Raw genomic sequence first — 26,324 nt, forward strand, 5'->3', positions numbered from 1 at the left:
CATCAGCCCCATCCGCGTCATCTGTGTGCCAATACGGATTGCAAAACCCTGCTATCGGTTTCTTCGTTAGCCAGAAACACAAATGGAAACGCTTAATTTAAGTAATATACAGTCATAAAAGTAAACTAAAATCCGTTACCATCAGCCCCATCCGCGTCATCTGTGTGCCAATACAGATTGCATATCCCTGCTATCGGGTTCTTTCTTAGCCAGAAACACAAATGGAAACGCTTAAATTTAAGTAATATACAGTCATAACAATAAACAAAATCCGTTACCATCAGCCCCATCCGCGTCATCTGTGTGCCAATACGGATTGCAAAACCCTGCTATCGGGTTCTTTCTTAGCCAGAAACACAAATGGAAACGCTTAATTTAAGTAATATACAGTCATAACAGTAAACTAAAATCCGTTACCATCAGTCCCATCCGCGTCATCTGTGTGCCAATACGGATTGCAAAACCCTGCTATCGGTTTCTTTCTTAGCCAGAAACACAAATGGAAATGCTTAAATTTAAGTAATATACAGTCATAACAATAAACAAAATCCGTTACCATCAGTCCCATCCGCGTCATCTGTGTGCCAATACGGATTGCAAAACCCTGCTATCGGGTTCTTTCTTAGCCAGAAACACAAATGGAAACGCTTAAATTTAAGTAATATACAGTCATAACAGTAAACTAAAATCCGTTACCATCAGCCCCATCCGCGTCATCTGTGTGCCAATACGGATTGCAAAACCCTGCTATCGGGTTCTTTCTTAGCCAGAAACACAAATGGAAATGCTTAAATTTAAGTAATATACAGTCATAACAATAAACAAAATCCGTTACCATCAGCCCCATCCGCGTCATCTGTGTGCCTAAACTTTGTTAATTCAAAAACAATCCATGGTATTCTAAAAACACTTTAATAAAATTAAGCAATTAGGAAAAAAGTTGAAATAAAATCAGAAATAGTATTAAATTCTAAATTAAAAATTATATTTGGAAATCTTATTTAAAATAATTTACATGAAAAAAGCTATACTTTACCTTATATTTTTGTATACGTTATCTATGAACTCTCAATCATTTGAGTGGCTTCAATCGCCGTCCATTATATTCAACTCCAGTCCAAGTTTAATAGGTTATCTAACCACTTGCGATGCTTCAGGAAATATATATCTTTCGGGGTTTGTAAACAATTCCTATCTGTACAATGATGTTTTTGGCGATTTATTTTATAATAAATACGATACAACGGGGCAATTGTTGTTTTCAAAAACTATTACAGGTAAAGTGCAAATTTATGATATGCAATCGGACTCTTCTGGAAATATATATATCGCAGCGTCTTATATTCAATCTATGACTATTGATAATGTTACCATTTCAACAACCGATTCTGGCGCAAAACCATTACTAATAAAGCTGGATGCAAATGGAAATTATCTTTGGCATATAGCATTGACTACCTTTGTTTCCTCGATAAATCACTTTAAAAGCATTGCAATTGATGCAAATGATGCAGTTTATATAGCCTATGATAATTATAATTATTCGTATATTAAAAAATTAGATTCAAACGGCGTTGTACTTCTTACTATTGAACAACAAAATGTTAATTTAATTTCTTCTATTAGTATTGATAATGAAGGCTATATTTATGCTGCTGGCGGTTGCGCAAATACCAATTCAAAATATGCAAATGTGTTAGTGCCCGCAACATTTTCCTACAATACCTATATTGTAAAATATAGTCCAACCGGAGTGTATCAATGGGTGAAATTTGTTCAAGATATTACGTGTTCGGAACCACAAGTAAAAGCAAAAAGTCAAAATGAAGTGTATTTTAGTTCAACACTTTATGGCGCTTATACTTTTGGAGGCATCACTGCCCAAGGTCCAAATGGCGGCTATGACTTTTTTCTTTCAAAACTTAATTCAACAGGAACTTTTCAATGGCTTCGAGAAGTTCTTGGTACTGGAACAGGAAGGGTTTTTGTTGGGAAAAGAAAGTTTCTTAATTTAGACACTTCTGGAAACGTGTATTTCGCAGGAAGCACTTCGGGTACCGTAAATTGGGGAAATAGTATCACTACCAATTCTACCATATATCAAGACGGTTTGGTTTTAAAATACGATTCCGATGGAACTATTTTATTGGCAAAAACCGCTGGAGGTACTGATACCGATCGATTTGATGGCGTTACAACAAATAGTTCAGGAGCTATTTTTGTTTCAGGATTGATGCGAGGAACAAGCAATTTTGATGCTCTTCAGCATGTGGAAACAGATCAATTTAAATTTTATCCTATACTTTCAAAAATTAATGCTACAAATTTAAATACAACGGACTTTGATCTCGAAACGGCTATTTTATATCCAAATCCATCAACCGATTTTTTTACTATTTCAAATGTAAAAAAAAATTCTACCGGGTTTATTTATAACCTTTTAGGCGAAAAAATTAAATCATTTAAAGTTGATAATACCCCAATTTCTATTCAAGAATTGGCCACAGGAATTTATATTGTTAAATTAGAAGGAACCATTACTTTTAAATTGATAAAAACATAATTTATTTTTTTAAAGTAGTTCCAAATCGAATTTAAAATCGTCAAATAAAACGATAACCCAGATAGCTCGAATTTGCATTCTTTGCCCACAATGCGAGTAAAAGCAACACAAACTACAACAATAGTTGTAGTTTTTTTATCTATATTTGTTTTGAAGTTGATGGTGGTCACGGATTGTAAATCCAAGCTATTAGAGAGATGTATTAATAAGATGATTCTATGAAAACAAAAAACATATTTTTTATAATTTTATTTTCTTTCATTAGCAACTATTTAGTTAGTCAAGAAAATAAATTTAATATTAAAGATTATAAAAAAATAGAACGAAAAGAGTTTATAGAAATCCAAAATAAAAATCCGAAAATTAATATAAAATCAATATTAGAGAATGGAAATCCTTGCACAAAAAAAGTACAGGATTCTTTAATTAAAAACTCTAAAATTCAAAACTATATTCAAATTCTTTTGAAGGATACAATAAACAATGAACTTTTAATTTTGAATAGAGAATTGAACAAAGAAGAAGTTAAGAATCGAAAAATAGAATATAAAAATAAACTGAAGCAAGAAAAAGAGTTCAGAAATAAATTAGAGGGAACAATAATAAATGAACTTAATCTTGAAGATATTAATGGATTTAAATTTAATCTTGTAAATCTTAAAGGTAAAGTAATAGTGTTAAATTTTTGGTTTACTCAATGTAAACCTTGTGTAGCTGAATTTCCAGAATTGAACGAATTAAAAGAAAAATACAAATCACAACCTGTAGAATTTTTTGCTGTTACTTTTAATAATAAAGAGACTATTGATAAATTTTTATTAAATCATAAACTGGATTTTACTATTATTCCTAATGGGAAATTATTAATAGAAAAATTTAAAATACCACATTATCCGTACAATATTTTAATAAATAAAAATGGAGAAGTCGAATATATAAATGATGTTTTAGTAGTAAACGTTTTAAAAAAATTAAAAAATAAAATAGATGAATCTTTAACAAAATAATTACCCCGGATAACTCGGAATTCCATTCCGTGACCACAATGCGGGTATAAGCAACAACAAATACATCAATAAGTTGTAGTTTTTTCATCTATATTTGTTTTGAAGTTAATGGCGGTAATGGAATGTAAATCCTCGCTATCGAGCAACTATAGAATCCAATGAATAATAAATTATAACCCAAATATCTCAGATAGTTCCCTTCAACGAATTGCAAATACCCTATCGTTTTAGTCGTCAGTTTTTAAGTAGAAACAAATTAATAATTAACCATGAAAAATATATTTTTTTTACTTGTATTTTCTATTAGTGCTTTTTTAAATGCGCAAAATTATATTCCGGATGTTTCATTTGGAGGAATTGGCTCTGTAGTTACAAATTACAATAAGTATTATGATAATGATCAAGCACCAAGAAACGTTTTTTTTGAAAATAACAAATATATTTTCACTCAAAAAACTCAATTAAGTTGTTTTAATTATGACGGGACTGTTGATTATAATTTTGGCACTTTAGGATACTCTAGAATAATAATTCCGAATTGTTCAGACTGCCCAATAATAATTAAAAGCAGTAAAATAATTAATAACAATATTTTTGTTTTTGGTAAAACGCAAGACTCCAATTCTAATTTACTTTATGGATTTATCGCAAAGATGAGCATAGACGGTATACTTGACACAACATTTGGGAATAATGGAATAGTTACTATCAATATTGGTAATCTTTACAGTAACGACCCTTTTTCTGATGGTATTACGGATATAGTTTATAAAAACGATAATTACTTTGCCATTGGTAGTATCGTATACACCGATAATGTGATAAGAAGAAATCTTTTTGCTGTTAAAATGAATATCAATGGAATAGTAAATCTTGATTTTGATTCTTCAGGATTAAAAAAATTCACTTCAATTGATGGAAATAGTGCAGAAAAAATATATGATTATAATGATGGATTACTCATTATTGGAAACATATCCAATAATAATACTACAAGTGAGCATTCGGTGACCTTCTTACATATTGACGAATACGGAAGTTTAAATTCAACATTTGGAAACAACGGTTTAAAAAAAATAGTTCTTATAGATGGTTTGTGTCCATGTGGTTCTAGTTTTAAAGAATGTTATCTCATAAACAATGACTTGTATTACAATCTAACTTTTGGTTCAATGTCTGGAGGATATGACAAAATACAAAAAATAGATATTTCAACTTTAGAAACTATTAATACTTTAAATTCACTTAGTATCGTTGATTTTGCCACAATAAATAATTCAGCTGTAACTAAATATTTAGTTGATGTTGACAAAATTTACATTCTAGATTGCATAAATAATTGCCAACCAGATTTTAATATTACAAGAAGAAATTTAGACGGATCTTTGGATACAACTTTTAACCAAACTGGAACTTATAGTTATAGTTTTCCTCAACCAAATAGTTTTACAACTACTTATGATTCAGCTTCAGTGTTGATTAAAGATAATAATGATAGAATTTTAATTGGTGGATACACTTCCGCACAATTATTTACAACTGCTCCATATTGTGGTTTTGCAATGTTAAGAATCAAAGATGAAACTTTTTCAAATAATGAATTTAGTAATAACGATTTTACTTTATCTCCAAATCCTGTTCGTAGTATCTTAAATATTGAAAGCTCTAATGATATCATTATTGATACTATTACAATATTTAATGTTTTAGGTAAAATTGTTTATTATTCGGACAAACCACTTCAAAAAATTAATTTAGAAACTTTAAACGAAGGCTTATATTTTGTGAAAATAAATAGTGGAAATAGAAATGGTAGTTTTAAAATAATTAAAAGTAATTAATGTAGATATAAACCGAACGCAAAATCAAATAAACTAATCCAGATAATGCGTATTTGCATCAATAGCTAAATTGCATTTCGTGCTCTCAATGCGAGTAAAGAGCAACACAAATTACAACAAAAATAGACTGAATCCAAAAGTTTAGACAAATTTATAATTAATTTTGGTAATAATGAGCTCGATATTCTATCAGGCTCATTTTGTTTAAACTAGACTTGATATCTATTATCTATTATCTATTATCTATTATCTATTATCTATTATCTATTATCTATTATCTATTATCTATTATCTATTATCTATTATCTATTATCTATTATCTATTATCTATTATCTATTATCTATATTCTCCTTACTAACCAACTTCATCGTCCAAATTCCAAGCACAAAAGCCACCACTCCCAAAGTTCCCATAAAAGCCCAATTGGCTTGATATCCCCAGTGGTCAATAATTCCCATTCCCACTTTAGCGCTTAAAATATGCGCCAAACTATAACTCATTGTAAATATTGCCATGTACCGACCTTCATGACCTTTAGGCGCTCTGCTCATCGCAAACGAATTAGAAAACGGAAAAACAAACATTTCGGCAAACGTCATAAAGAGCATCATCACCACTAAAATCCCCACCCAAGTATTGAATAAAAGCAAAAACATACTAATACCCATAAGCAAACACCCAATGGTTACCATTTTCACCTTATCTGTTTTGTTGCGCTCCACATAACCTACAATTGGCATTTCGAGAAAGAAAATCATAATCCCATTCATCGTTAAGAGCAGCCCCGTTTGCAACTCAGTCATATCAAATTGTTCCCTATGGTACAAGGGCAACGTAGTAAAAAGTTGAAAAAACAACACCCCCGAAATCACACAACTTACCAAAAATATCCAAAACGGACGGTCTTTAAAAACCGATTTCCGATTGGCTTCTAAACTTTGTTTTTCCTCCTTCGAAATCAGCGGTCCTTTCTTCTCCTGCACTTTCATCCAAAAAATTAAAATAGCAATAATACACGTAGCACCATCCACCCAAAACAATCCTTTGTAGCCAATATTCATAATGATTAATCCACCCAATGCAGGTCCAGCAGCAAATCCAAGATTTATTGCTAACCGCACCAAAGTCAAGGCACGCGTTCTATTTTCAGGTTTGGCATACACATTCAGCGAAACAAACATTGCCGGTCGAAACATATCGGCAACCACCATCAGTAAAAACATAGAAACGCAAAGTCCAATGAACGTCGTAATGTATTGCAATACAAAAAGCGCTAGCCCAGTGGTAAGCAAACTAAAGATCATGATTCTATAAAACCCAATTTTATCTGATAATTTTCCTCCAAGCCAAGATCCAATCATAGATCCAGCACCAAAACAAACCATAATCCAACCCACCTGACTATAAGAAAAATGCAAATTTTCCTTTAAATATTTCGACAAAAACGGCAATACCATCGTCCCCGCACGGTTGATAAATGTAACGAGCGTAAGTATCCAGATTTCTCTAGAAAATCCTTTAAAATTATTTAAATATTTTCGAAGTGCGTTTTTAATCATATTCAAATTTGCTTAATTGCAAAGTTACAATTTTTTTAAGGAGCTATTTCCAGCTATACGCTGCAAATATATTCACGGAACTCCAATTAAAATAAAGTTTTGTGAAGTAATCTTTTCTTTTTTTAAAGAAAAAAAAGAAAAGGATTTCCGCTGCTATCTGGGCTAAACTTAACGGTAAATATTTAGCTAAAATAAAATTTAGGAGAACTTGTGAATTTCTGTTTTTATAAATTAATTTTGCTCCATGCAATTTTTCAATTTACACACCCACAAGTTCTCCAACAATCCCACCATTTTAGAATTGGTAAATCAATACCCATGGGAATTTGATGCGGCAATTCCGAATTATTCTATCGGAATTCATCCGTGGTACAGCAACGAAAATCGATTGGAAATCGATTTAAAAATCATCGAAGAAAAATTGCAGTTAAAAGAATGTTTAGCCCTTGGCGAATGCGGATTAGACAAACGAATCGAAATTCCGATGGCAGTACAAATAGCAGTTTTTGAAAAACAAATTACCCTTGCAGAAAAATACCAAAAGCCTTTGGTATTGCATTTGGTTGCTGCCTTTGACGAATTGATTGCAATTAAAAACCGATTGCAAATTACGGTTCCCATAATTATCCACGGATTTTCTAAAAACCAACAAGTAGCCAAACAATTAATCGATAACGGATTGTATCTTTCCTTCGGAAAATTTTTATTGCGAAACCCTGAATTAGAGTCGGTTTTTCAATCCATTCCTAACGATAGATTTTTTCTAGAAACCGATACCATAGAAGAAACTTTAGAAGAAGTTTATATCTTAGCAGCAAAATATAAAAACATACACCTACAAGATTTGAAAGAAATTATAAATTCCAATTTTAATTCTGTTTTCAATAAATCTAAAATCTAATAGTAACATAAAAATAGAGGATGCGATTGCTTCGTTCCTCGCAATGACAAAAATGGCAAAGTGGCAAGAAAGAGCAGAATTATTATTTAAAGCCGAAGGATTGCAAAACCTTAAAAACGCAAATGTATTAATCGTTGGAGTAGGAGGAGTAGGCTCTTTTGCGGCCGAATTTTTGGCTCGTGCAGGAGTTGGCAACCTAACTATTGTAGATGGCGATGTGGTGGATATCACTAACATTAACCGTCAATTACCTGCTTTACATTCCACTATTGGAATGTCTAAAATTGAAGTAGTTGGTAACCGATTAATGGATATCAATCCCGAATTGAATTTAATCAAAGTACAAGAATTTCTTTCCCCTGAGCGTGCCTTTGAAATTGTAGAAGAAAAATACGATTACGTTTTAGACTGCATCGATAGCGTAACACCAAAACTAAATTTGATTATCGGCGCCAAACGCAAACGCGTAAAAATCATATCCTCTATGGGAGCCGGCGGAAAAATGGAAGCCTCCAAAGTTAAGGTTGCCGACATTACCAATACCGTTAATTGTATGTTTGCCAAAACCATCCGAAGACGATTAAAAGAATTTAAAATAGACAAACTAAAAGTAGTTTTCTCTTCCGAAATTCAAGACGAAACCAGTTTAAAAATGACCGACGGAAGTAATTATAAAAAATCTTTTTACGGCACCAATAGTTATATGCCAGGACTTTTTGGGTTGTACATGGCCGAAACTGTAATTCGATATTTGCTCAAAAAGCCTACAACTACTAGTTAGTGATTAATGCTTTCAAAATTGAATAAATATATTTTCTATCTTGGTTATTATAATACAAATTTCTTTAATTAAAAATTTATGGAAAAAATAAAACGATTAGGAGTTACTCCAGAAGCATTAGAAGTAGTAAAAATGCTCCAAGAAAAGTTTGGCGATTTGATGTTTTATCAAGCTGGAGGTTGTTGCGAAGGAACACAACCACAATGTTTTGAAAAAGGAGCCTTTTTTCCAAGAACCAATGATGTGTGTATTGGTCAGATAGAAGGATTTGATTTTTGGTTGGATAAAGATTTATTTGAATATTGGAAATTCAGCCATTTTACCTTGGATGTAACCAACGGCTTTGGTCCTGGAGGATTTTCACTAGAAACGCCTTACGGTATAACCTTTCAAGTAAAATATAGATTATTCACCGAAGAGGAAACCAATAATTTGGAAGAGGTTCGATTAAATACTTATGATTAATGACTTACATTCATTAACTGGTATTGCTTTGGAGTAACACCTTCGTGTTTTTTAAACAAACGAATAAAGTAATTGCAATCTTCAAATCCGGTGGCATACGAAACCTCATTAACATGGATTTTTGGATTTTTCAATAACTTCTTGGCGTATTTTATCTTTTCATTTAAGATAAATTCTATAGGGCTCATGCCCAATTCTCTTTTGAAATAGCGGTAAAAGGAAGTTGTACTCATGCAGGCTTTCTCGCTTAAGTCTTTCAAATTAATACTTTCTTGAATATTTTTTTTGATAAATTCGATAGAAGCTGCTAAAGGACTATTGATTTCAAATGGAGCATCGTCTTCGTATCGTTTTACGGTTTGGGTTTGGATAATTCGTATCAATAATTCCTGTAAAGTCAAATCGGCCAAAGCATCTTTGGTAATCGAAGTGCTCATGCATTCTTTAATCAACTTATTGATGGTCGTAGCCAAATCGACATTATTGTAAAAGAAATAATTTTGATAATTTAATTGCCAAAAATTTTTGTTGCCTTCTTTGGGATAGCGTTCGTTAAGAAAATTTAAAGTGTCTGAAATTTTAGCTTGATCGATTGCCAAAGCCAAACATTGGGTAGGATTATTAAAACTAGCTTCGGGAAAATCAATTTTCATTTCCACATTCGAAGGAATCACAACGGTTTCACCAGGAAGGTAATCAAAACCTGGATCGTCAAAAAGATGCATAACTTTCTTTCCTCGCAACATGCTTGTAACCACCAAATCATTGAATTTTAATGGAATTAAAGTCGATTCTTGATAGGTCTCAAAAATATTTAACTCACAATTATTTAGTGAAAAGATGGTTCGGTTTTCAACCAAAGTTTTCAACGATTTTTCGTGGGTTAGGGCAGGAGCATGAAGTAACGATTTTAGAGGCATTTATTTACTTTATTTTCGATTACTAAAATAGTAAAAATAATAGTCCGTTGTCCAAATCAAAGGTAAATATTTGCTTAGTTAGTATAGTTATAGAATTAGTAAAATTCAATGAACTAAAAACCCAAACTACCACTCAATTCTTTCAAGCTAATTTCGTATAATTTGGTTTGAAATTGGGCATTACTAAAGCGAACTAAAGCTTGCACATAATTCAATTGAGCAGTTCGATATTCTATTGGAGTGATGGTACCAATTTTGAATTTTGCTAAGGTAATATCTAAATTTTGTTTGGCAATGCTCACGTTTTTTTCTTCCACTTTAGTCAATTGCATATTGGTTTGATAACTTTGAAAAGCGGTACCCAATTGGGATGCTAAAGCAGTTTGCTGTTGTTGCACGACTAGGTTGGCATTATCCAATTGGAATTTAGCAATTTTTTCATTTCGAGATTGGGAAAACCCATTGAATAAAGGAAGCGCTGCCGAAAACCCATAAGTTAAGCCTCTTCCTTGCGATTGGGTTATAAATCCCAACGAAGCTTCGGTGTGGCTAAAATTATATCCCGAGTTGATTTTAACGGTAGGATACCTTCCGGCTTTAACTTGTTTCAATTGCAATTCGGAACTGCTTTTGGCAAGAATTTGCGCTTGTAATTGGGCGTTTTGTTTTTCGGCCAAAGCCTTTAAATCTTGCAAAACTAGTTTGTCGTCAATAGCAATAGCATCCATAACTTTAAATTCGGTTGCGGTATCGCGCGCTAGAATTTCGTTCAGTTTTATTTTAGTATTCAGATACGTTTCCAATTGAAGTAATTTCGAACTAGTATCGGTATTTAAATCGACTTGAGCATTTAAAACTTCCAATTTAGAGGCTTTCCCAATGGTAAATCTATTTTGGGCAGTGTTCAATCGTTGGTTGGAAATTACCAATGCAGTATCTAACGCTGCCAATTGTTGTTGCTGCTGCACCAAATCAAAATAGGTGGTATATACTTCACTTATTTTGGTAAAAATGGTCATTTTAAGTAAGGCTTCACCTTGTTTTTGAAGCACTTTCAATTGTTCGCGTTTGGCAAACATTTTCATTCCATCAAAAACAGTCCAATCCAAACCAACGCCATAATTTAATCCTAGATTTTTTGCGCCATCTAAGGACTTTTGAGAGCCATCTCCTTGGGTTTGGGTAATGTTTTGAAGGCTATTCGTATTAACAATGGTAGCATTAATAGTAGGCAACATTCCGGCATTTCCTGCACTCGAATTGGTTTCGTCTATTTTCAAATTATTGGCTGCTATCTTTATATCGTAATTGTTTTCTAAAGCAATTTTTACAGCATCTTCTAGTTTTAGAACACTTTGGGCTTGCAATTGCATTCCAATTAACAAAAGGAGTGCGGAATATAAGTAATTCTTCATATTTTTATTTTTCAAATGCTTCTAAATTATCAAATTCGGGGTGGTGTTTACGTGCTTTAGACCACATTAAATAGATAGCCGGAATTACAAAAAGTGTCAACACTAAAGAGAAAATAGTTCCACCTACGATAACGACTCCCATTCCGATTCTACTGGTTGCAGCTGCTCCAAGCGATAATGCAATTGGCAAAGCACCTAAAGAAATGGCTAAACTAGTCATTAAAATTGGACGAAGTCGTGCTTCCGAAGCTTCCACAATGGCATCGTATTTCGATTTTCCTTGTTCGCGCAATTGGTTAGCAAACTCTACAATTAGGATTCCGTTTTTGGTTACCAATCCAATTAACATTACGGTTCCGATTTGACTAAAAATATTCCAAGTTTGTCCAAACAACCATAGTGAAAATAAGGCTCCGGCTACCGCCATAGGAACGGTTAAGATAATAATTAACGGATCGATAAAGCTTTCAAATTGTGCTGAAAGTATTAAGAAAATTAGCAGTAAAGCCAAGCCAAATGCAAACGAAGTATTGGAACCACTTTCTACAAAATCTCGAGATTCTCCACCCAAATCGGTTGTAAAACTATCGTCTAGAACTTTGGCTTTTATTCTGTTCATAGCTTCAATCCCGTCGCCTATGCTTTTGCCTGGAGCAAGACCTGCCATAACCGTTGCCGACATGTTTCTATTATTATGGTACAGTTGTGGTGGATTACTTTTCTCTACAATTTTCACCACATTATCCATTTGGATCAATGCTCCTTTATTATTTCTAACAAACATGGAAGTTAAATCTAAAGGTTTGGCGCGGTCTTTTTCTTCAAATTGGCCGATGACTTGGTATTGTTTTCCGTTCTTCATGAAATAACCAAATCGTTGTCCACTTAACGAAAGTTGCAAGGTTTGACCAATATCCAAAACCGAAACGCCAAGACTTTCGGCTTTGTCCCGGTCGATGGTAACATTGATTTCGGGTTTGTTAAATTTCAAATTGACATCGGTAATAGAAAAAGTAGGGTCTTTACTAACTTCATCCATAAATTCGGGCACTTTTTGTTCTAATTTCTCAAAAGAAGTAGCTTGAATAATAAATTGAATTGGCAATCCACCTCGCTTATTTACTGCAATTGTAGGTTGTTCAATAACCGATGTTTTGGCATCGGGATATTTTTTTGTTAATTGAGTGAGTTTTTGCGCAATTTCTTTTTGAGAACGTTTTCTTTTATCCGAATCTACCAAAGAAACTCTAACTCTTCCACTATTTGTGGCTGAAGCATTGAAACCCGGAGAGGTAATAATCAAACTTACTTTTTTCTCCGGAATAGAATCGTCAATAAGCTGTGATAATTCCTGCATAAATCGGTCGGTATATTCATAAGACGAACCTTCGGCAGTAGTTATACTCATCATCATACCACTTCGATCATCGTAAGGAGCGGTTTCTTTTTGAAGGATATTAAAAAACAGATAAATCAATCCGAAACAAGCAATTAATATTGGAAAACTAAGCCATTTTTTTTTCATAAAAACCTTTAAAGATTCTGCATAACCACTATTTAGTTTCTGAAAAAAAGGTTCGGTATAAATGTAAAATTTTGATTTTTTTTGTTCGCCACCTTTCATCAAATAGGCATTCAACATTGGTGTTAACGTAAGAGATACAAAGGCCGAGATTAGTACTGCAGCACCAATCACTACACCAAACTCTCGAAAAAGTCGGCCTACAAATCCTTCTAAGAAAATTACAGGTAAAAATACCGCCGCCAGTGTTATGGAAATTGAAATTACGGCAAAGAATATCTCGTTAGATCCTTTAATTGCAGCTTCAATTGGTGACATGCCTTCTTCTACTTTCTTAAAAATGTTTTCAGTAACAACAATTCCGTCATCTACCACTAAACCTGTGGCTAGCACAATTGCTAACAAAGTCAATACATTGATGGAAAATCCAAACATCCACATGATGAAGAAGGTTGCAATTAATGAAACCGGAATATCAATTAATGGTCGGAACGCTATGGCCCAATCTCTAAAAAATAAATAGATAATTAAGATTACTAATAGAATTGAAATTCCTAGAGTTTCGGCTACTTCCGTCACCGATTTTTTTACAAATAAGGTGTTGTCAATGGCAATATTTAGATGAATATCTTTGGGTAATTCTTTTTTAAGAATGTCATATTTCTTATAAAATTCTTCCGAAATATCCAAATAATTTGCTCCCGGAAGTGGCACAATTGCGATACCAACTAATGGGGAACCCGATTGGGTCATTTTAGTTTCAATAACTTCAGGACCTAATTCTGCCAAACCAATATCACTGAATTTTACGGTTTTATCGTTATCTGTTTTTAGGATAATGTTGTTAAATTCTTCAGGTTTAGAAAGGTTTCCAACGGTTTTTACGGTAAGCTCGGTATTGTTTCCGGTTAATTTCCCAGAGGGCAATTCGATGTTTTGTTTGTTCAAAGCATCTTTAACATCGGAAACCGTAACGCCATAAGCAGCTAATTTTACTGGGTCAATCCACAAACGCATGGCATATCTTTTTTGTCCCCATATTTGAATACCACTTACTCCTGGAATGGTTTCCAATCTTGGTCCGATAGTATTTTCGGCATAATTACTTAAATCCATTTGATTTCTAGAATCACTTTGAATGGTCATCGAAATGATGGCATCGGCATTGGCATCGGCTTTAGAAACTACAGGTGGTGCATCAATATCTTTCGGAAGTGTTTTTGCAGCAAGCGCTACTTTATCCCGAACGTCATTAGCAGCAGTTTCTAAATCTTTATCTAAATTAAATTCGATAGTAATATTGCTCGATCCTTGAACACTTGAGGAAGTAATATTTTTAATTCCATCAATAGAATTAATTGCTTTTTCAATGGGTTCGGTAATTTGCGATTCGATAATATCGGAATTTGCTCCAGCATAATCGGTTCTAATAGATATTTGTGCCGGATCAATGGAAGGAAATTCCCGTACACCCAAAAAAGTGTAACCAATAATGCCGAACAAAATAATGGTTAGGTTCAGAACTATGGTTAATACGGGTCTTTTTATACTTAAAGTAGATAAACTCATTGCGTTGGTTGATTTCGGATTATCGTTTTCTAATTTTTGAAAACGAAGGATTTACTAAACGGAACACTATTTAACAGTCACTTTTATAGGAGCTTCATCTTTTAATGACATTACTCCAGAAGTAATAAGGGTATCCCCAATTTTTAAGCCCGAAAGCACCAAAACAGAAGTATCGGTTCTACTAGTTGTTTCTACTTTAACTTCTTTGGCTTGACCATTATTAGTAATGTACACTTTCTTCCCTTTTTGTATTGGAACAATTGCTTGCGAAGGAACCACAATAGCATCTTTTATTACATCTAAAGGTAAGTCGATATTGGCAAAAGTTCCAGGTAATAATTTTCCTGCAGAATTATCAGCAAGTGCTCGAACTTGAAGTGTTCTGGTGTTGATATCAATTCCGGGTTCAATAGCATAAACCTTAGCAGTATATTTTTCAGCAGAGTTAGTAGACGTAAAATTTATAGTAGTATTTAGTTTTATTTGCGAAGCGTATTTTTCGGGAATTGAAAAGGTGATTTTCAGTTTACCAACATTTACCAAATTTGCAACTAAAACAGTAGGCGTTACATAAGTTCCTGGTGAAATATTTCGCAAACCGATCTTTCCTGAAAAAGGTGCTTTAACGGAAGTTTTTCCTATTTGGGCACTTATTAATTGGGTTTGTGCTTTCGCAGAACGGTAATCAGCACTTGCAATATCGTATTCTTCTTGGCTGATGGCTTCTTTTTGAAGTAATAATTTGGCTCTTCGTTCGTTCTCGAATGCTAAAGTTTCTTTGGTTTTGGCTTGTGCCAATTGGGCTCTTAATTCGATATCATTAATTTTGAAAAGCACTTGCCCTTTAGTAACGTTGCTGCCTTCTTGGAAATTTATACGTTCTACTAAACCAGAAACTTCGCTGCGAATTTCCACTTGCTCGTTAGCATCAATTGAACCTGATAACGATAAATTATTGTCAAAAGTTTGCCCTTTTATGACTAATCCAGTAACTGCAATTGGGTCTTTTTTATCGCTTTTTCCTTTGCCGCCTTCGGCTCCATTTTTGGTTATTCGATAAGCAATTAATCCGCCAAGCGATAAAACTACTAAAGTAATTAGGATGTATTTTATTTTCATTTTATGGAAAGTGATTTGAGGCATTAATAACTTAAAATGCTATAAACACAAATTTATACCATGTAAGAGTAAATAAAGTTACATTTGATTTTTATTTAACGTTTAAATAATAGTATAAAACTCACATTACAGAAGCTCTTCCACGTGTTTTTTAATGTTGCTGGCTATTTTTGCAATAGGTAAATCGTTTTCGTCTAAACCAAACGGATCTTCAATTTCTTCGGCAATTAATTCCAAACTTGCTAGTACATAAAAGATAAAAATAACTACTGGAATTACATAATATCCTAAGGTAAAGGCAAACGAAAAAGGCAAAGTCATGATGTAAAAGAAAATAAATTTTTTAATAAAAGCACTGTAAGAATAAGGAATTGGGGTGTTTTTTATGCGTTCGCAAGCACCACAAACATCGGTGAAAGATTGCAATTCGGAATTTAGTATAATCAATTGGTCACCCGTTATTTTTCCGGATTTATACAAATCGTTTGCCTTTTGAAAAATCATTTTAGCAATTTGATTCGGACGGTGTTTTTGGTGGTCTATTTCCAAATCTAAATCTTCAAAAAGTACTTTGGCAGATTCCTCATTGGTTAAATGCTTTTGCAAAATAGAAGCATAACCCGGAATCAATCTTCTAAAAAAATGACGGTCTTTTTCTTCCTGTAAAATAACGGAAAGTTTTATCGCTAAATTTCTAGAATTATTCACTAATGCACCCCATAATTTTCGTCCTTCCCACCAACGATCGTAAGCAGTATTGGTGCGGTAGGCAAGCAATAAAGACAATACAAAACCAACGGTGGTGTGCATAATCGAAATGCCTTTTACATGGCTCGTTTCATCCAATTTAAAATAATCCATTTCCATATAACAGATGATTCCTGAGTAAAATCCTATGAATAGCATCAGTGGAATCAACTGTCGGAAAGTATCCGATTTATGAAATTTAAAAATAAAAGTAATCCAGTCTTTGGGGTTGTATTGTACCATGTTTTTTTGTTTTAACTAATGTAGTTCCAAATGTTCTTTTTGGCACTCATTTCTATAAAAATTTCTCTCATTTTTTGGTGTTCGGGCTTGGTCATTGCCGCATCGTCTTTCAAAAGTTTTAGTGCGTGTTCTCTTGCTAGCATTAGAATATCTCTATCTTTTACCAAATCGGCAATTTGCAAATTCAAAACACCACTTTGTTGTTTTCCCATAATGTCGCCTGGACCTCGGAGTTTAAGATCGACTTCGGCAATTTCAAATCCGTCGTTGGTTTTACACATCGTTTCAATACGGGTTTTGCTGTCGTTTCCTAATTTGAAGCCCGTCATTAAAATACAATAACTTTGCTCGGCGCCACGACCTACACGACCTCGCAATTGGTGTAATTGGGATAACCCGAAACGTTCAGTGCTTTCAATCACCATCACACTGGCATTGGGCACATTAACACCAACTTCAATCACGGTTGTGGCTACCATGATGTTGGTTTTTCCAGCAACAAAGCGTTGCATTTCGGCTTCTTTTTCGGCAGGTTTCATTTGCCCATGAACTATTGAAATGCTGTATTGTGGCAACGGAAAATCACGAGAAATACTTTCGTAACCGTCCATTAAATCTTTATAATCTTGGGTGGCACTTTCGTTAATTAAAGGATAGACAATGTAAATCTGCCTTCCTTTGGCTATTTCATCTTTAAGGAATTTCCAAACTTTTAATCTATTGGAATCAAATCGATGCACCGTTTGAATGGCTTTTCTGCCCGGAGGCAATTCGTCAATAACTGAAATATCCAAATCGCCATACAAACTCATGGCTAAAGTTCTAGGAATTGGAGTAGCAGTCATGACCAAAACATGTGGAGGGATTTCGTTTTTCTTCCACAATTTAGAGCGTTGTTCTACGCCAAAACGGTGTTGTTCGTCTATTACGGCCAAGCCTAAATTTTGAAATTTCACTTTATCTTCTAATAAAGCGTGGGTGCCAATTAGAATGTCTAAGGTTCCGTTTTCAAGGGCTTCGTGAATGATTTTTCGTTCGGAAGTTTTGGTGGAACCCGTAAGTAGTTTAATGGTAATATTTAAATCTTTTGCAAGTTCTGACAATCCTATAAAATGTTGGTTGGCTAAGATTTCGGTTGGTGCCATTAAGCAACTTTGGAAGCCGTTGTCTTTTGCCAAAAGCATGCACATTAACGCTACAATAGTTTTTCCAGAGCCTACATCGCCTTGCAATAAACGATTCATTTGGGCATTGCTACCCATGTCGTTTCTAATTTCTTTGATGACTCTTTTTTGCGCATTGGTCAATTCAAAAGGCAAATGATTGTTGTAAAAATCGGTGAAGTTTTCGCCCACTTTATCGAATGGATGTCCTTTAATTTTATGTTTTCGAATGAGATTTTTGGTAATCAATTGCAATTGTATAAAAAACAATTCTTCAAATTTCAATCGAAATTGTGCTTTCGCCAAAAGCTCTTGACTTTTTGGGAAATGAATATTAAACATTGCCTCATTCTTAGGAATAAGCTTCAATTGATCCATCAAATAATTGGGCAAGGTTTCTATAAACTGCCCTTTTATTTCCAGAAACAATTGCTGCATGGCTTTATTAATAACCTTATTGGTAACACCTCGTTGGGTTAGTTTTTCGGTACTTGGATACACGGGTTGCATGGCACTTCGCAAACTAGCTTTGTGTTCTTCTAGCAATTCCATTTCGGGATGCGCCATAGAATATTGTGCTCCATAATTAGTAGTTTTCCCAAAGATGACATACACTTCGTTGAGTTTTAAACTTTCCCGAATCCATTTTACGCCTTGAAACCAAGTAAGTTCTATTTGACCGGTTTCATCGGTAAATGAAGCCACTATTCGTTTTTGGTTTTTACCAAATTCCACGGTTTTAATGTGGATAATTTTACCAATAATTTGAACTTCGGCAGTAGAATTTTGAAGTTCATTAATTTTATAATACCGCGTTCGGTCGATATATCTATTGGGAAACAAATTCATCAAATCTCCATACCTATGGATATTCAGTTCCTTACGAAGTAATTCCCCTCGCGAAGGACCAATCCCTTTTAGATATTCTATTGGAGTTTGAAGAAGTTTGTTTGACATTTTTTATAATAGAGAATGGAATATAGATGTTAGAAAATAGAATTTAGAAAAAAGAATATAGATTATAGATGTTAGAAAATAGAAAATAGAATTTAGATGTTAGAAAATAGAATTTAGATGTTAGAAAATAGAAACAGGTTGTCTTATTGCTTTTATTCTTTTCTTTAGTCTTTTTTCTGTATTCTTTTTTCTTTTCTCTATATTCTTTTTTCTATATTCTTTTTTCTATATTCTTTTTTCTATATTCTTTTTTCTTTTTTCTATATTCTTTCCAAAAGCGAATATAAGATTTTATTGGGAAATTTGAAAACGCTTCATTTTAAAAAAAACTTTGCAGGATTTTTAAATGATGGATTAAATATAAACATCTCGTTTATTTAATCAATTCAAAACTGCTTTTTAAACGAATATCCTCCGAAGAAGAACCAACCATTAAATTAAAATCTCCTGGTTCCGAATTAAATTCTAACTTTTCGTTATAAAAAGACAACTTTTGATTGTCAATTACAAATTTAATAGTTTTAGTTTGTCCAATACCTAATTTTAGTTTTTGGAAATCTTTTAATTCTATAATTGGTCGAATTAAGGATGCATATTTATCTTGAAGATACAATTGAACCACTTCTTCCCCTTCATATTTACCCGTATTTGTGATGTCCATTGTAACTTCTATAGTTTCACTGGCTTTCATTTTTGTTTTAGACAATTTCAGATTCGAATAATTGAAAGTGGTATAACTTAATCCATATCCGAAAGGAAATTTAGGTGTATTTGGCAAATCAATATAGCTGGATTTATACAATTTTTCTTCATTAATTGAGGGTCTTCCAGTATTGAAATGATTATAATAAATTGGAATTTGCCCTTCTTCTCTTGGAAAAGTCATTGGTAATTTCCCCGATGGGTTATAATCTCCAAAAAGCACATCTGCAATGGCATTTCCTGCTTCCGATCCTAGCCACCAAGTATAAACTATAGTTGGCATATTATCGGCAGTCCAATTAAATATTAAAGGACGGCCAGCATTAATAAGGACTACAATTGGTTTTCCTGTTTTTTGCAATTCTTTAATCAACTCTTCTTGAACACCTGGCAAGTGGATATTACTTCTACTTTTAGATTCTCCACTCATATTGTATCGTTCTCCGATGCTCACAATTACCACCTCCGATTGATTGGCAATATCTATAGCTTCTTGAAAACCTGCTTTATTGGTTCCTTCAATATCACATCCTTTTGCGTAAAGCAACTTAGCATTTTTACCTACTTTATTTTCCAAACCTTCCCATTGCGAAACGATGTAAGTAGAATCCACTTCTTTTAAATTTACTGCCCAAAAACCATGATTAATTCGTTTTGGTTTCACCATTGGTCCGATAAAAGCTATAGTTTTTGTTTCTTTGGAAAGCGGTAAAATGTTTCTTTCATTTTTTAATAAAACAATACTTTTTGCTGCAATTACTCTTGCAATTTTGGCGTGTTCTGGATTGTTTATTGCTGCATCTTGGCGCTCTTGATTGCAATATCTAAAAGGATCTTCAAACAAACCTAATTCAAATTTCTTGCGAAGAATACGTTTTACAGCATCATCAATTGTTGCTATTGGCACTCTTTTATCTTTTACTAATTGTGCTAAATTGTTGCGATACGAGTTGCTTTCCATATCCATATCCGAACCAGCTGTAATTGCAGAATAAGCCGCTTCTGAATCATTTTTGGAATAACCGTGCGTAACTAGTTCACCAATAGAACCCCAATCGGAAACTACAAATCCTTTAAAATTCCACTTTCCTTTTAAGATGTCTCTTTGAAGGTATTTGTTTGCTGTTGCTGGAATTCCGTTAATGTCGTTAAAGGCATTCATAAAGGTAGCAGCACCAGCATCCACCGCAGCTTTAAAAGGAGGTAAATATACTTCCCAAAGCATTCGGTTGCTAATGTCAACAGAATTGTATTCTCTGCCACCTGTCGCAGCTCCATAAGCTGCAAAATGTTTCGTACAAGCCATAACGGAATTCAAATCGCCTAATTTTCCTTGAAAACCTTTTATACGTGCAAAAGCAATTTTAGAACCTAAATAAGTATCTTCTCCTGCACCTTCCATAACTCTTCCCCAACGAGGATCGCGAGAAATATCTACCATTGGTGCAAAGGTCCAATGAATTCCACTTGCAGAGGCTTCTATTGCAGCAATTCTAGCAGATTGTTCCATTGCTTCTAAATCCCAAGAAGCGGCTTCGGCTAACGGAATTGGAAAGGTAGTTTTATAGCCGTGAATAACATCTAAAGCAAATAACAACGGAATTTTTAATCGCGATTGGATGGCTAATTCTTGGTATTTTCTAGTTCTATCAGCTCCATTAACATTAAGCATCGAACCCAATAAACCGCCTTTGATTTCTCTTTCTTTATTCGGATTTACTACTAATGGCCCTGTAGGATTGGCATCGTTGGTATATTGATTTAGTTGTCCTATTTTTTCTTCTAAAGTCATTTTACCTAATAACTCAGTAACTTTTTGGTCGATGGTTTTGGTTTGAGAAAAACCTAATAAGGTCACAAATAGTAGGATAAAGGGGAAGGATATTTTTTTCATTATTTTTTCTTAAAATAAAACCCATACAAATTTAAGATGTATAGGTTTTGCAAAAATATATTATTATTTTGAAGTCGTTTAAACTTTTTTTTATTAATAGATTAAAGTTTGAATTGTGTGAGGCAAAATTGTTATTTCGGATGCTGTTATTCCGATGCAAAGATAATAGGTTATTTTCATATTACTTTGATTCATTACAATGGTTACTACTTTCCCATCTGGATTTTGAAAGGATGTAGTTAATAATTGACTTCTGCTGGCAACACTGCTAATTCTTTTAGCACCTTTAGTTATGAATTTTGAAAAATGCCCGATGAAATAATAGGATGGAGTGTAAATTAATTTTCCGGTTGCTAAATTTCCATGAATAGGAGCAAAGCAGAAATTCCCCACATGATTTGGTCCGCCATTTTGGTCTAGAAGTATATTCCAATCGGTCCAACCTACGGTTCCGTTATTAAAATCATTTATCATGGATTTTCCGTAACGTTCTCCATTTTTCCAAAGTTGGTATTTAGTTGCATCAAATTTTTCGACGCAACCTTCTGTAAATAATAGATTTTTAGATGGAAACATCGCATTTACTTTCCCAACATTATCATACATCATTTCGCCGCCACTCCAGTTTTCGTACCAATGAAATCCAATTCCCCACACGTATTTACTAGCTTCTTTGTCCGACAAAATGGTGCTAACCCGTTGGGAAATTAAATCGCGATTGTGGTCCCAAATGGTTATTTTTTTATCTCCAAGTCCTGCTTTTGCTAAAGTCGGACCAAGATAATTTTTAAGAAAATCTCTTTCTTCTTCTGCAGAAAAAATACAAGATTCCCAACGTTGTTTAGCCATTGGTTCATTTTGGATGGTCAATCCCCAAACTGGAATTCCTTCTTTTTGTAACGCATTAATGTATTTTACATAGTAATTAGCCCACGATGGATGGAACTCGGGCAATAGTTTTCCACCTTGAAGTTTACTGTTGTTATCTTTCATAAAAGCGGGTGGTGACCATGGACTAATATATAAATTTGCGTTCTTTCCAATAGCTTCCATTGCTTTTTTAATTAACGGAATTTTAAATTTTTTGTCGTGTTCAATGTTAAAAGAATTTAAACTTTTATCTCCTTCGGTAATATAATCATACATATCCGAACTGAAATCGCAACTGCTCATGTTGGTTCTTATAAGAGAATAACCAATTCCTTTATCCTTACTATAATAGGCATTAATAAATTCGGTTTGGTTTTCAGGAGATAATTTTGCAAAAACTTCGGCACTTGCATCTGTTATTGCACCACCAATTCCCAGGTAGGTTTGGAATTTTTTATCGGGATTTACAAAAACACAAACTTGAGATTCCGATGGTTGTTTCATTTCTACAAACTTCAAATCGGAATTTGTTTTGGATAAACGAAACAGCGTACTATCTGCAGAAGTAAAGACTTCAATAGTTTTATTTTTGGTAGAATAATCTACTGTTGATGATTTGTTTTTCATTTGTGAAAATACAGAAACTGAAAGTAGTAGCACTGAAATAAAGAATGTTTTATTCATTTAATTTTATATTGATTGAATAGTTAGCATATCCCATTAAAAAATTGCAAAATCACTGCAATAAATTAGAATAAAAATAGATATTCAAAGTGTTAATGATTATTGTAATATTTTCTTTCTAAAGAACAACATTAGTCAAGTGGGTAAATATACATCGTTAATATCAGTCTTACAATATTTTTAAAAGAGATCGCAATGCTGCGAGGTTTAATGACTTTGTGCCAAAAAGAGTCTATAATTACGAAAGACTAACTTAATAATTTGAAACAAAGCTAAAGAGGCAATACTTACAGAAGAATCCAGTAGGTGCATAAATTTCCCCGCAAAGCTAGTTTGGAATGCAATTTCGAGCCAATACCCGATAAAAAAAATCTTCCATTCAAGAGCAAAAAAAGTATATTTTTACATTTCAAATAATTATGTAATTAGGAAGTAAATTCTTGAATAAACTAAAATGAATAAACTATTTTTTCTATTAATTCCGTTTTTTTCTTTAGCACAGCAAATTACTAAAGTTGATTTTATAACGTGTTCTGCATTTGTAGCACCTCATTTTGAAACCAAGTCCATAGATGGAACTGTGGTTTATAAATTCAAAGTGCTTTCTGAAATAGATTCTATACGAATAGATGCCAAGAATATGTATTTTTCAGAGGTTACTATCAATGGAACTCCTGTTAATTACAAAAACAACAAGAAAGAACTAATCTTATTTGAAGGATATAAAAAAGGTGCCAACGAAGTTTCTTTTTCGTATAAAGCAATGCCAAAGCAAACTTTGTATTTCATCGGACTTGGAAAAGGACAACAAATATGGACACAAGGGCAGGGGAAGTATACCAGCAATTGGTTGCCGAGTTTTGATGATGTGAATGAGAAGGTTATTTTTAAAATATCCATCAATTACGATAAAAATTTTAAGGTAATCTCTAATGGTGAATATAAAGGAAGAGATTCTAAATGCAACGGAATTCCGAATTATAATAATTCCACTTGGAATTTTGAAATGAAAAAACCAATGTCCTCTTATTTAATGATGCTTGCCATTGGGGATTTTGACCATCAAACGCAAACTTCCGCTTCGGGAATTCCCCTAGAAATGTACTACCAACCAAAAGATGCTGCTAAATTTGACTACACTTATAAAGATTCTAAAACCATTTTTGATTTCCTAGAAAAAGAAATAGGAGTGAAGTACCCTTGGAAAATTTACCGTCAAATTCCGGTTGAAGATTTTCTTTATGCCGGAATGGAAAACACCACTTCTACCATCTTTGCTCAAGATTTTGTTGTCGATGAATCGGGTTTTAACGACCGAAATTATCTTAATGTTAATGCCCACGAGCTGGCGCACCAATGGTTTGGCGATATGGTTACGGCCAAATCAGGCAAACACCATTGGCTGCAAGAAGGCTTTGCAACCTATTATGCTTTGTTGGCAGAACGCAAGATTTTTGGCGACGACTACTTTTATTATGCACTGTATAAAAATTCGATGTTGTTGCGAAGAGAAGCTAAAACCGATACCATTCCAATTCTAAATGAAAAGGCAAGTTCGTATTCTTTTTATCAAAAAGGTGCTTGGGCATTGTTTGTTATCCAAGAATCCATTGGCGAAAAGAATTTTAAAAAAGCGGTAAAGAATTATTTAAAAAAATACCAATTTAAAAATGTAGAAACAGCCGATTTCTTAAATGAAATAGCAGCAGTTTCCGACTTTGATATTGTAAAATTTCAAAAGGAATGGCTAGAGGAGTATCGTTTCCCAACCGATCAAGTCACCAATTTGTTAAAGAAAAACGATTGCCTTCGCACCTTATTTGAAATTCAAGCACAAAAGAACCAACCCTTTGCAGATAAAGAAGCTTTCTTTACTGCGGTATTGAAATCTAATGGATTTTATGCTTTGAAAAAAGAAATCATTAATCAAATAAAAGAGGTTCCGTTTATTGAAAAAGAAGCATTATTGCGATTGGCAATGCATACCAACGATATAGAAGTCCGCCAATCGGTAGCGGAAACGATGACTACTATTCCGGCTTCTTTTCTATTGGAATACGAAACTTTATTAGACGATACCTCCTACGATACCAAAGAAATTGCCTTTACTAATTTGTATAAAAACTTTCCAGAAAATAGATTTAAATATTTAGAAATCGCCAAAAACTGGGTGGGTAAAAATGATAAAGGATTGCGGATTTTGTTTCTATCGTATTATTTAGAATATAATAACGCTACTACCTCGCAATATTCCCAGTATTATTTTGAATTGGTAGAGTACACTTCGCCGAAATACGAGAGTTCCATCCGTCAAAATGCCTTTGAAAGTGCTTTGTATTTAGAACCTAAAAACCTTAAAGTGCTTAAGAATTTAGTTAATGCCACTACGCATCCCAAATGGCAACTAGTGCGATTTGCACGTGATAGCATTAGAACTTTGTTAAAAAAAGAAGGTTTCCGAGAATTGTTTGCCGCTATTTTACTAGAAGTTTCTGAGGCCGAAAAATTCCAATTGCAACGCTTGTTGGAAGAAAAGTAATTTTTATATTTAACTGGTATTACAAAAACTCTTTCACTTCGGTTTTTAAATAACCCAAAGCTAAATTATTCACCGATTCGCCTTCCAAAGAATTGGTTAAAATAGTTTCCCGCAACTCATTTGCAGAAGAAACAGCAGTACTTAAAGCCGTTTTTCGGATGTTTTGAATAGTAGAGTTTTTGGCAGTGCTTATCATCGTCCAGCATTCGTCCGATACATAAATTTGTTGGGTCAAATTATGTTCAAATTCTTGGTCAATATGCTGAATTAACAAGTTTTGGTATTCTGTTTTATCTTCGCTTAAAGGGGTAATTCGAATTACTATTTTGGTAGGAGAAATACGTTCCAACAACAAAGCCAAACGCTCGTAGGCCTGCAGTTTTATTGGCAATGCTTGTTTTTGGTTTTCTCTTTTCAGCATAAAACGTCTTTGGTTTTCGCTATTTTGGGTGTGCATTTGAAAAAAATAATACGCTACTGCACCAGTTACTAATGCCGGTAACATATAAAAAGCTAATTCAATAATTTTGTCGGTGTTCATTTGTATTGTACTGTTTTAATTGGTTACAAATATAAAGAATTAACCTTAAAAATTGAAGCTTGGTTTTTCATTACTATTTTAAATTTAGTTGCAAAGAAATGGGAACTACTTTCTTTATAACGTGAACTAGTTGCAAAGAAATGGGAACTAGTTTCTTTATAACGTTAACTAGTTACAAAGAAATGGGAACTACTTCTTTTATAACGTTAACTAGTTGCAAAGGAACGTTAACTACTTCCTTTATAACGTTAACTAGTTCCTTTATAATGCTTACTAGTTGCAAAGGAACGTGAACTACATCCTTTATAACGTTAACTAGTT

General features: G+C 33.5%; 17 protein-coding genes. 7 read left to right on the plus strand and 10 right to left on the minus strand.

The window, feature by feature from the left end:
* The first annotated feature begins 1,015 nt into the window (after window positions 1-1,015).
* From ACIQ2J_RS13700 to ACIQ2J_RS13710, 3 genes are all read left to right on the plus strand, one after another.
* Window positions 1,016-2,563 (plus strand): T9SS type A sorting domain-containing protein, encoded by a 1,548-nt coding sequence (locus tag ACIQ2J_RS13700; protein ID WP_396170832.1) that lies wholly within the window; start codon window positions 1,016-1,018, stop codon window positions 2,561-2,563.
* Between the two features lie 218 nt (window positions 2,564-2,781).
* Window positions 2,782-3,570 carry a peroxiredoxin family protein gene (locus ACIQ2J_RS13705; protein WP_396170835.1) on the plus strand — a complete coding sequence of 263 codons (789 nt, stop codon included), beginning with the start codon at window positions 2,782-2,784 and terminating at the stop codon, window positions 3,568-3,570.
* Window positions 3,571-3,839: 269 nt separating this feature from the next.
* The gene (locus ACIQ2J_RS13710) at window positions 3,840-5,411 is read left to right on the plus strand and encodes a T9SS type A sorting domain-containing protein (RefSeq protein WP_396170838.1); all 1,572 of its coding nucleotides are present in this window, start codon (window positions 3,840-3,842) and stop codon (window positions 5,409-5,411) included.
* A gap of 330 nt (window positions 5,412-5,741) precedes the next feature.
* Here ACIQ2J_RS13710 and ACIQ2J_RS13715 read toward each other — a convergent pair whose 3' ends face one another.
* A complete protein-coding gene (locus ACIQ2J_RS13715) occupies window positions 5,742-6,971 on the minus strand; it encodes an MDR family MFS transporter (RefSeq protein WP_396170841.1) in 1,230 nt (409 codons plus the stop codon).
* Window positions 6,972-7,215: 244 nt separating this feature from the next.
* Between ACIQ2J_RS13715 and ACIQ2J_RS13720 the strand changes: the two genes are divergently transcribed.
* From ACIQ2J_RS13720 to ACIQ2J_RS13730, 3 genes are all read left to right on the plus strand, one after another.
* Window positions 7,216-7,872, plus strand: coding sequence for a TatD family hydrolase (locus ACIQ2J_RS13720; RefSeq protein ID WP_396170843.1), 657 nt, complete (start codon window positions 7,216-7,218; stop codon window positions 7,870-7,872).
* Between the two features lie 52 nt (window positions 7,873-7,924).
* Window positions 7,925-8,653 carry a ThiF family adenylyltransferase gene (locus ACIQ2J_RS13725; RefSeq protein WP_396170845.1) on the plus strand — a complete coding sequence of 243 codons (729 nt, stop codon included), beginning with the start codon at window positions 7,925-7,927 and terminating at the stop codon, window positions 8,651-8,653.
* A 78-nt stretch (window positions 8,654-8,731) separates the two neighbouring features.
* Entirely contained in the window at window positions 8,732-9,118 is a 387-nt protein-coding gene (locus ACIQ2J_RS13730) for a DUF779 domain-containing protein (protein ID WP_396170847.1), read from the plus strand.
* Here ACIQ2J_RS13730 and ACIQ2J_RS13735 read toward each other — a convergent pair.
* The 8 genes from ACIQ2J_RS13735 to ACIQ2J_RS13770 all read right to left on the minus strand — a co-directional run bounded on the left by ACIQ2J_RS13735 (window position 9,115) and on the right by ACIQ2J_RS13770 (window position 22,923).
* Complete coding sequence (locus ACIQ2J_RS13735; protein ID WP_396170849.1) at window positions 9,115-10,038, minus strand: AraC family transcriptional regulator; 924 nt, start codon at window positions 10,036-10,038, stop codon at window positions 9,115-9,117. The genes ACIQ2J_RS13730 and ACIQ2J_RS13735 overlap by 4 nt on opposite strands.
* Window positions 10,039-10,151: 113 nt before the next feature.
* The gene (locus ACIQ2J_RS13740; RefSeq protein ID WP_396170851.1) at window positions 10,152-11,453 is read right to left on the minus strand and encodes a TolC family protein; all 1,302 of its coding nucleotides are present in this window, start codon (window positions 11,451-11,453) and stop codon (window positions 10,152-10,154) included.
* A 4-nt stretch (window positions 11,454-11,457) separates the two neighbouring features.
* Window positions 11,458-14,544 carry an efflux RND transporter permease subunit gene (locus ACIQ2J_RS13745; RefSeq protein WP_396170853.1) on the minus strand — a complete coding sequence of 1,029 codons (3,087 nt, stop codon included), beginning with the start codon at window positions 14,542-14,544 and terminating at the stop codon, window positions 11,458-11,460.
* A 66-nt stretch (window positions 14,545-14,610) separates the two neighbouring features.
* Window positions 14,611-15,663, minus strand: a complete 1,053-nt coding sequence (locus ACIQ2J_RS13750) for an efflux RND transporter periplasmic adaptor subunit (protein WP_396170855.1) — start codon at window positions 15,661-15,663, stop codon at window positions 14,611-14,613.
* Between the two features lie 126 nt (window positions 15,664-15,789).
* Window positions 15,790-16,653, minus strand: a complete 864-nt coding sequence (locus tag ACIQ2J_RS13755; RefSeq protein WP_396170858.1) for a bestrophin family protein — start codon at window positions 16,651-16,653, stop codon at window positions 15,790-15,792.
* An 11-nt stretch (window positions 16,654-16,664) separates the two neighbouring features.
* On the minus strand, window positions 16,665-18,773 hold the full coding sequence (gene recG, locus ACIQ2J_RS13760; RefSeq protein ID WP_396170860.1) for an ATP-dependent DNA helicase RecG: 2,109 nt from the start codon (window positions 18,771-18,773) through the stop codon (window positions 16,665-16,667).
* Window positions 18,774-19,146: 373 nt separating this feature from the next.
* Window positions 19,147-21,369: a beta-glucosidase BglX gene (gene bglX, locus ACIQ2J_RS13765; RefSeq protein ID WP_396170862.1), complete on the minus strand. Its 2,223-nt coding sequence runs from the start codon at window positions 21,367-21,369 to the stop codon at window positions 19,147-19,149.
* 93 nt (window positions 21,370-21,462) lie between these two features.
* A complete protein-coding gene (locus ACIQ2J_RS13770; protein WP_396170864.1) occupies window positions 21,463-22,923 on the minus strand; it encodes a glycoside hydrolase family 30 beta sandwich domain-containing protein in 1,461 nt (486 codons plus the stop codon).
* A 454-nt stretch (window positions 22,924-23,377) separates the two neighbouring features.
* Between ACIQ2J_RS13770 and ACIQ2J_RS13775 the strand changes: the two genes are divergently transcribed.
* Window positions 23,378-25,462 carry a M1 family metallopeptidase gene (locus tag ACIQ2J_RS13775; RefSeq protein ID WP_396170866.1) on the plus strand — a complete coding sequence of 695 codons (2,085 nt, stop codon included), beginning with the start codon at window positions 23,378-23,380 and terminating at the stop codon, window positions 25,460-25,462.
* Window positions 25,463-25,481: 19 nt separating this feature from the next.
* Here the strand turns inward: ACIQ2J_RS13775 and ACIQ2J_RS13780 are convergent, their stop codons facing one another.
* On the minus strand, window positions 25,482-26,003 hold the full coding sequence (locus tag ACIQ2J_RS13780; protein WP_396170868.1) for a hypothetical protein: 522 nt from the start codon (window positions 26,001-26,003) through the stop codon (window positions 25,482-25,484).
* Window positions 26,004-26,324: the final 321 nt, after the last annotated feature.

It is taken from the genome of Flavobacterium sp., from assembly GCF_044357305.1.
In the GTDB taxonomy this organism is placed as follows: Bacteria; Bacteroidota; Bacteroidia; order Flavobacteriales; family Flavobacteriaceae; genus Flavobacterium.